The organism is Stenotrophomonas sp. 278 (genome assembly GCF_003935715.1).
Classification (GTDB): Bacteria; Pseudomonadota; Gammaproteobacteria; order Xanthomonadales; family Xanthomonadaceae; genus Stenotrophomonas; species Stenotrophomonas maltophilia_AH.
Map to the genome: position 1 here is coordinate 1 of NZ_RHPP01000170.1, position 7,705 is coordinate 7,705.

The following is a 7,705-nucleotide window of genomic DNA, read 5'->3' on the forward strand; positions in this document are numbered from 1 at the left end:
CGACGTTCTTTGGGGGGAGACTCCTGGTTTGGGCCGCCCCCCCCGGGGGGGTCGACGGGCGCGCCCAGTCGGGGCGGCGGGCGGGCCCCCCGGCCCAGGTGGTGCCCGGATCGCGCGCGAAACGTCACGGTCAGGGCAGCTGCTGCTTTCTCCTGCAATCGCAACTGTCTGAAAAATCGCCGGAATCAGTCCGGAACCGGCCAAAATGGCCGGGTGTCTTTGCGCCGTCGCCTTCGCTCGTCCACAATAGTGGGCCCGCCGCGGTCCCCAGCCGGCGCCCTGTCGAGGGAGCCTGGAAGCGCGTGCGGTCGTTCCTATTCCCACGGTGACGCATGAATTTCCACGAATACCAGGCAAAACAACTGCTTGCCGAGTACGGCATCCCGGTCCCGGCCGGCAAGGTCGCGGCTACTCCGGACGAGGCGGTTGCCGTCGCCCAGTCGCTGGGCCAGGGCCCCTGGATGGTCAAGGCGCAGATCCACGCAGGCGGCCGCGGCAAGGCCGGCGGCGTCAAGTTCTGCAAGACCGTCGATGACGTGAAGGCCGCTGCGGCCAAGATGCTCGGCACCAAGATGGCCACCTACCAGACCGCCGGCGTTGAACTGCCGATCAATCTGGTGCTGGTGACCACCGCCGGTGAGATCGTCAAGGAGCTGTACCTGTCGGTCCTGGTGGATCGTGGCACCCGCACCATCAGCTTCATCGCTTCGTCGGAAGGCGGCATGGAGATCGAACAGGTCGCCGCTGAAACCCCGGACAAGATCCACACCCTGAATGTGGACTTCGTGGAAGGCGTGCAGGGTTACCACGGCCGTGACATCGGCTTCAAGATGGGCCTGACCGCCAAGCAGGCCGGCCAGTTCGCCAACATCATGGTCAACCTGTACCGCATCTTCAACGAAAAGGACCTGGCGCTGGTTGAAATCAACCCGCTGGCCATCCTGGACGACGGCAACCTGTACGCGCTGGACGGCAAGTTCAACAGCGACGACAACGCCAACTTCCGTCACAAGGCACTGGTCGCCATGCGCGACAAGTCGCAGGAAGACGAAACCGAAGTGACCGCTTCGGAGCTGGACATCAACTACGTCACCATGGACGGCAACATCGGTTGCATGGTCAACGGTGCCGGTCTGGCCATGGCCACCATGGACGTGATCAAGCTCAACGGCGGCGAGCCGGCGAACTTCCTCGACGTGGGCGGCGGTGCCAACAAGCAGCGCGTGATTGAAGCCTTCAAGCTGATTCTGTCCTCGGACAAGGTGGAAGGCATCTTCGTCAACATCTTCGGCGGCATCGTCCGTTGCGACATGATTGCCGAAGGCATCATCGCCGCAGTGAAGGAAGTGGGCGTCAAGGTGCCGGTCGTGGTGCGCCTGGAAGGCACCAACGTGGAAGAAGGCAAGCAGCTGCTGCGCGACAGCGGCATGGCCATCATCCCGGCTGACAACATCAACGACGGTGCCAAGAAGGTCGTTGAAGCTGTCAAGAACGCCGCCTGATCCGACACCGAAGGAAATCCCATGTCTGTTTTGATTAACAAGAACACCAAGGTGATCGTGCAGGGCTTCACCGGCCAGCAGGGCACCTTCCACGCCACCCAGATGATCGAGTACGGCACCCAGGTGGTCGGCGGCGTCACCCCGGGCAAGGGCGGCACCACCCACATCGACCTGCCGGTGTTCAACACCGTGGCCGATGCGGTGCAGGCCACCGGCGCTGACGCGTCGGTGATCTATGTCCCGCCGCCGTTCGCGGCCGACGCGATCCTGGAAGCCGCTGCGGCTGGCATCAAGGTCATCGTGTGCATCACCGAAGGCATTCCGGTGCTGGACATGCTGCGCGTGGACAACGTGCTGAAGGCATCGCACCCGGACACCGTGCTGATCGGGCCGAACTGCCCCGGCGTGATCACCCCGGGCGAGTGCAAGATCGGCATCATGCCGGGCCACATCCACAAGCCGGGCAAGATCGGCATCGTGTCGCGTTCGGGCACCCTGACCTATGAAGCGGTCAAGCAGACCACGGAAGTGGGTCTGGGCCAGTCCACCTGCATCGGCATCGGTGGTGACCCGATCAACGGTCTGAACTTCGTCGACTGCCTGAAGCTGTTCAACGAAGACCCGCAGACCGAAGGCATCATCATGGTCGGCGAAATCGGCGGTGACGCTGAAGAAGCCGGTGCCGAATACATCAAGGCCCACGTGAAGAAGCCGGTCGTCGGCTTCATCGCCGGTGCCTCGGCTCCGGCCGGCAAGCGCATGGGCCACGCCGGTGCGATCGCGTCGGGCGGCAAGGGCACCGCGGAAGGCAAGTTTGCCGCCATGGAAGCGGCTGGCGTCGTCACCGTGCGTTCGCCGGGCGACCTGGGCGCTGCCATCGCCAAGCTGGTCAAATAATCGACCTGCCAATGTGATGCACGGACGGCCGCCTTCGGGCGGCCGTTTTGCGTTCCGGGATATCACGCACCGCCTGGGCCGGCCAACGGCCGGCGCTACCGGAGTGCACGAGCATGGGTAGCGCCGGCCGTTGGCCGGCCCAGGCGGTGCATGAAACCACGTGCCATCAACAGCCAGCGCTACAATAGGTCATTGCACCCAAAGGCACGGCCTCATGACCTCGATCCGCATCGCGATGGCGCAGTTTGATTTCCCGGTCGGGGCGGTTGCCCAGAACACCGACAACATCATCGCGATGATCGCCGAGGCGCGCGATGAGTTCGGGGCCGAACTGGTGGTGTTCCCGGAACTGGCGATCAGCGGTTACCCGCCGGAAGACCTGCTGCTGCGTCCGGGCTTCCTCTACGACTGCGAGCAGGCGCTCAAGCGCATCGCCGCGAGCGTGCAAGGCGTCACTGCCGTGGTCGGCTGGCCGCAGAGCGCCGGCACCGTGGTCTACAACGCGGCCAGCGTGCTGCAGCACGGCAAGGTGCTGCATACCTACCGCAAGCGCGAGCTGCCCAATTACGCGGTGTTCGACGAGCGCCGCTACTTCGACGTCGACCCGGACGGCGGCAGCTGTGTGTTTGAACTCAAGGGCGTGCCGGTGGGCGTGCTGGTCTGCGAAGACCTGTGGTTCCCCGAGCCGCTGGCCGACACCGTGCGCGAAGGCGCGCAGCTGGTGGTCGTACCGAACGCGTCGCCGTACGAGCGCGGCAAGCATGCCCAGCGTGATGCGCTGCTCGCCGAGCGCACCCGCGAAAGCGGCGCGGCGCTGGTGTATCTCAACACGGTGGGCGGTCAGGACGCGCTGGTGTTCGACGGGGCCTCGGTGGTCGCCAATGGCGATGGCACCGTGCATCCGGCCGCCGCCGCCTTCACCGACCAGTGGCTGGTGGTGGATTACGACGCGGCCACGCGCAGTTTCCTGCCGCGCGAGTGGATGGACGACGGCGACGAAAGCATGGACGCGCTGGCCTGGCGCGCGGTCACCCGTGGCATCCAGGACTACTGCCGCAAGAACGGCTTCAAGAAGGTCTGGCTGGGGCTGAGCGGTGGCATCGACTCGGCGCTGGTGCTGGCCATGGCAGTGGACGCGCTGGGCGCGGAGAACGTCACGGCGGTGCGGCTGCCCTCGCGCTACACCGCCGGCATGTCCAACGACCTGGCCGCCGAGCAGTGCCGCGCACTGGGCGTGAAGCTGGAGGCGGTGTCGATCGAGCCGGTGTTCGAGGGCCTGATGACCGCGCTGGGGCCGATGTTCGAAGGCCAGGCGGTGGACGTGACCGAGGAAAACCTGCAGTCGCGCGCGCGCGGGGTGATCCTGATGGCGCTGTCGAACAAGTTCGGCGGGCTGCTGCTCACCACCGGCAACAAGAGCGAGTACTCGGTGGGCTACGCCACCATCTACGGCGACATGTGCGGCGGCTACGCCCCGCTGAAGGACCTGTACAAGACCGAGGTATTCGGGCTGTCCAAGTGGCGCAACACGGTGGGCGGCGCACCGGTGATTCCGCCGGCGGTGATCAGCCGTCCGCCCTCGGCCGAGCTGCGCGACAACCAGACCGACCAGGATTCGCTGCCGGCCTACGACGTGCTGGACGGCATTCTGTACCGCTATGTGGACCAGGAGCAGTCGCGCGAGGAGATCGTCGCGGCCGGCTACTCGCCCGAGGTGGTGGACCGCGTGCTGCGCCTGGTGCGCACCAGTGAATGGAAGCGTCATCAGGCCGCCCCGGGCCCGAAGGTGTCGCGCCGCGCGTTCGGGCGCGAGCGCCGGTATCCGATCAGCAACGGGTACAAGGGTTGAGCGAACCGTGACGGGCGACGCGCATGGCGCGTCGCTACGGGTAGGTTTGGCGGCGGATGACGCGCATGGCGCGTCACTACCGGGGTCATGTTCGTGTAGGGACACGCCATGCGTGTCCACACAATGTCGGTGGCCGTCAGTCAGCCGTCAGCAGCGCAGGGCGCTTCTGTTCGACAACGGTCAGGAACGCCTCCAGCACATCGTAGGGATAGTCTCCCGGTCCGCAGGCTGCCTTATCCGGCAGCTTGTCCGCCCTGAGGTAGGCCCTGCGCAGGAGTGCCTCCGAACCTTCGGACACCAGTCCTTCGTCGCGGTTCAAACTCAGACACATCAGCAGCTGGTTCTTGATGGTGGAAGCGCGGAGTGAGTCGCCGAATTCCGTCAGGCATTGGGAGGCGCGCAGCTCCGCCACATTCACGCACATGCGTGCCGCCATTGCGATGGGTGAACCATCGACGATCTGCACGGCCGGATGTTCCGCAAACTGGACCCGCTTCGTCGGCGCGGCATGGCGCGCGGCACCCGCCGTCGCACCGAACAGACGGTTCGCGATCAAGCCGATATCCAGTCGACCCGGTGACTTGCCTGCGGGCAGCGCGTTCGCTGGAGCGGAGAAGGTGTGCGTCTGCGTGGGCGGCGTGGAGGAGGGAATCAATGTCATCGTGTGGGCACGCGTGAGGGGGAGGGTGATTGAATACCCTGCGCACGCCGAGTGCGCTTTCAACATTCTTCCGCCCGTGCAGCGGATCGCTGGGGGAGGGCAGGAAGAGCCGTGGTTGGCGAGCGGGCCGACAGGCCAAAAAGAAAGGGCCCTTCCGGGCCCTTTTCCTGTTCGATGTTTTGAATGCCGTTCCGGCGTTACTTGCGTTCCATCTGCGCGTTGCGCTGGCCGGTGCTGGCGGACTTCTCGCCGGCGAACGGGTTGAGCTTGCGGATCATCCACGGGTACTTGGGCCAGTCGCCCTGCAGCCACGGGTGGTTGGGCTGGTTGAGCTCGAGCACGCGGCGGGCGTCGTCGGCCAGGGTCTTGTTGCCCAGGTGGGTGTAGGCCTCGCCCAGCGCCGCCACGGCGTCGTACTGGAAGGCGCTCTGCGGGTAGGTTTCCAGCAGGTAGTTGGCGCGGCCGGCGGCGGAAACGTAGGCTTCGCGGCGCAGGTAGTACAGCGCGTTGTCCAGCTCGTGCTGGGCGAACACGTCGCGCAGCACCAGCATGCGGCTGCGCGCATCGGCGGCGTAGCGGCTGTTCGGATAGCGCTCAACGACGATGTTGAAGTCGGCGTACGCCTGGCGCGGGGTGGACAGGTCACGGCGGCTCGGGTCCAGGGACCATACGCGGCGCAGGAAGACCGTATTGCGGTTGCTGTTGGACAGGCCGCGCAGGTAGTACATGTAGGCGATGTTGCGGTGGGTCGGGTAGGTCCGGATGAAGCGGTCGATGCTGGACACGGCGTCATCGTGCTTGCCGGCCTTGTACTGGGCGTAGGCGGTTTCGATCATCGCCTGCTCGGTGTACGGGCCATACGGGTACTGGGCGACCAGGCGGCGGAAGGAGGTTTCCGCCCCGCTCCAGTTGCCCTTCTGCATCAGGCCGTGGCTCTTGTCGTACAGGGCTTCCACGGGCGTGCCTTCATCCGGGTTGTCGCCCTTGGCACCCCGGTGGCAACCGGTGGAAACGAGGGCCAGGACCACCAGCAGGGCGGCGGTACGGACGGGCGCGGACAGCAGGGACGAGCGTCGGATCATGAGGTCAGGGCGGGACGCGGCTGGAATACGAAGGGTCGATGATAGCCTAGAGGGTGTCATGAATGCTGAGCCGAGTGCGAAGGGCCTTGCGGCGGGACGAGACAAGGCGGACGCCGCAGCGCAGGCAGGTCGCCTGGGCAAGGCGTCCGCCGCGGTATCGGCGCGCCGCAAGGCCGTTCGCGCCGGGTTCAGTGTTCATGGCACCCTCTGCAGCCTGTCCTGCGACTGAAACAGGTCGCCCGGGCCCCAAAATTGTCACTTTGAAGCACGTAGCCATGTCTGAAAACCTCGAAACTGAATCCGAATCGCCCCGTCAGGCGATCGTCCCCGACAGCGCTGCCGGTCGTCGCTTTGACGCCGTGCTGGCCGAATTGTTCCCCGAGTTCTCGCGCTCCAAGCTGAGCGAGTGGATCAAATCGGGCGACGTGCTGCTGAACGGCGAACCGGCGCGCGGGCGTGACCCGGTGCGCGGCGGCGAGGTGGCCACCCTGACCGTGGTGCTGGACACCCAGACCCACGCCGAGCCGGAAGACATTCCGCTGGACATCCTGTACGAGGACGAGCACGTCTTTGTCATCAACAAGCCGGTGGGCCTGGTGGTGCACCCGGGGGCCGGCAATCCGTCGGGCACCCTGGTCAACGCCCTGCTGTTCCGCGACCCGGGCCTGGCGGTCCTGCCGCGTGCCGGCATCGTCCATCGCCTGGACAAGGACACCAGCGGGGTGATGGTGGTGGCGCGTACCCTGCAGGCGCAGACCGCGCTGATCGAGCAGCTGGCCGCGCGCGACGTGCACCGCCAGTACGTGGCGGTGGTGGTGGGCGCGCTGGTATCCGGCGGTACCGCCGATGCGCCGATCGAGCGCCACCCGCGCGACCGCATCCGCATGGCGGTGCGTGAGGACGGCAAGGATGCAGTCACCCATTACCGCCTGCGCGAGCGCTTCCGCGCGCACACTGCGCTGGAGTGCCGCCTGGAAACCGGTCGCACCCATCAGATCCGCGTGCATATGGCGCACCTGAAGCATCCCATCGTCGGCGACCCGCTGTACGGCGGTGCGCTGAAGCTGCCGAAGGGGGCCAGCGACGAGTTGGTGGCCCAGCTGCGCGGCTTCAAGCGCCAGGCCCTGCACGCGGAAACCCTGGAGTTTGCCCATCCCATCACCGGTGAGCCGGTGCGCAACAGCGCGCCGTTGCCGGCCGACATGGTGGCGCTGCTGGACGCGCTGCGGGACGACACCCGCCACCACGCCGAGCTGGAACGCGGACGCCGCTGATGGCTGACACCGTGCCCGTGCTGATGGCGGACTGGCCTGCGCCCCCCGGAGTGCGGGCGGTCACCACGCTGCGCTACGGGGCAGGCGGGTCATCGCCGCCGTTCGACCAGTTCAACATGGGCAACCGCTATTCCGCCGAGGGCGACGACCCGGACCAGGTGCAGCGCAACCGTGACCTGCTGGTCCCTGGCCTGGACCTGCCGTCCGCGCCGCACTGGCTGCGCCAGGTGCATGGCACCGGCGTGCTGCGGTTCGACGCAGCGCCTGTCGCGCAGGGGGTGGAGGTCGAGCCCACCGCCGACGCTGCGGTGACTTCCGCCCCCGGCGTGGTGCTGGCGATCCTGACCGCCGACTGCCTGCCGGTGGTGTTTGCAGCACGCGACGGCGGTGAGGTCGGGGCCGCGCACGCCGGCTGGCGCGGGCTGGCCGACGGCATGCTG

8 protein-coding genes are annotated in these 7,705 nt (G+C 66.6%); 6 read left to right on the top strand and 2 right to left on the bottom strand.

Going from position 1 to position 7,705, the window contains the following annotated elements; translation table 11 throughout:
* Window positions 1-332 precede the first annotated feature (332 nt).
* The 3 genes from sucC to EGJ34_RS19275 all read left to right on the top strand — a co-directional run bounded on the left by sucC (window position 333) and on the right by EGJ34_RS19275 (window position 4,248).
* Complete coding sequence (sucC, locus tag EGJ34_RS19265; RefSeq protein WP_125362066.1) at window positions 333-1,502, top strand: ADP-forming succinate--CoA ligase subunit beta; 1,170 nt, start codon at window positions 333-335, stop codon at window positions 1,500-1,502.
* 21 nt (window positions 1,503-1,523) lie between these two features.
* Window positions 1,524-2,399, top strand: coding sequence for a succinate--CoA ligase subunit alpha (gene sucD, locus EGJ34_RS19270; protein WP_125362067.1), 876 nt, complete (start codon window positions 1,524-1,526; stop codon window positions 2,397-2,399).
* A 214-nt stretch (window positions 2,400-2,613) separates the two neighbouring features.
* A complete protein-coding gene (locus tag EGJ34_RS19275; protein ID WP_125362068.1) occupies window positions 2,614-4,248 on the top strand; it encodes an NAD+ synthase in 1,635 nt (544 codons plus the stop codon).
* Between the two features lie 136 nt (window positions 4,249-4,384).
* Here the strand turns inward: EGJ34_RS19275 and EGJ34_RS19280 are convergent, their stop codons facing one another.
* Both EGJ34_RS19280 and EGJ34_RS19285 read right to left on the bottom strand, forming a co-directional pair.
* The gene (locus tag EGJ34_RS19280; protein WP_125362069.1) at window positions 4,385-4,909 is read right to left on the bottom strand and encodes a hypothetical protein; all 525 of its coding nucleotides are present in this window, start codon (window positions 4,907-4,909) and stop codon (window positions 4,385-4,387) included.
* Between the two features lie 197 nt (window positions 4,910-5,106).
* Entirely contained in the window at window positions 5,107-5,991 is an 885-nt protein-coding gene (locus EGJ34_RS19285; protein WP_125362070.1) for an outer membrane protein assembly factor BamD, read from the bottom strand.
* A gap of 58 nt (window positions 5,992-6,049) precedes the next feature.
* Here EGJ34_RS19285 and EGJ34_RS22375 point away from each other — a divergent pair, with 58 nt between their 5' ends.
* From EGJ34_RS22375 to EGJ34_RS19295, 3 genes are all read left to right on the top strand, one after another.
* The gene (locus EGJ34_RS22375) at window positions 6,050-6,220 is read left to right on the top strand and encodes a hypothetical protein (RefSeq protein WP_185750255.1); all 171 of its coding nucleotides are present in this window, start codon (window positions 6,050-6,052) and stop codon (window positions 6,218-6,220) included.
* Window positions 6,221-6,266: 46 nt separating this feature from the next.
* Window positions 6,267-7,265, top strand: coding sequence for a 23S rRNA pseudouridine(1911/1915/1917) synthase RluD (gene rluD, locus EGJ34_RS19290; RefSeq protein WP_125362071.1), 999 nt, complete (start codon window positions 6,267-6,269; stop codon window positions 7,263-7,265).
* Window positions 7,265-7,705 (top strand): laccase domain-containing protein (locus EGJ34_RS19295; RefSeq protein WP_185750256.1); only part of this gene is annotated, 441 nt, incomplete at its 3' end. The genes rluD and EGJ34_RS19295, both read left to right, overlap by 1 nt.

Excerpts from the sequence above, each read along its gene's own strand:
- sucD (WP_125362067.1), top strand. The coding sequence starts at position 1,524 with ATGTCTGTTTTGATTAACAAGAACACCAAGGTGATCGTGCAGGGCTTC.
- EGJ34_RS19280 (WP_125362069.1), bottom strand. The coding sequence starts at position 4,909 with ATGACATTGATTCCCTCCTCCACGCCGCCCACGCAGACGCACACCTTC.
- sucC (WP_125362066.1), top strand. The coding sequence starts at position 333 with ATGAATTTCCACGAATACCAGGCAAAACAACTGCTTGCCGAGTACGGC.
- EGJ34_RS22375 (WP_185750255.1), top strand. The coding sequence starts at position 6,050 with ATGAATGCTGAGCCGAGTGCGAAGGGCCTTGCGGCGGGACGAGACAAG.
- rluD (WP_125362071.1), top strand. The coding sequence starts at position 6,267 with ATGTCTGAAAACCTCGAAACTGAATCCGAATCGCCCCGTCAGGCGATC.
- EGJ34_RS19275 (WP_125362068.1), top strand. The coding sequence starts at position 2,614 with ATGACCTCGATCCGCATCGCGATGGCGCAGTTTGATTTCCCGGTCGGG.
- EGJ34_RS19285 (WP_125362070.1), bottom strand. The coding sequence starts at position 5,991 with ATGATCCGACGCTCGTCCCTGCTGTCCGCGCCCGTCCGTACCGCCGCC.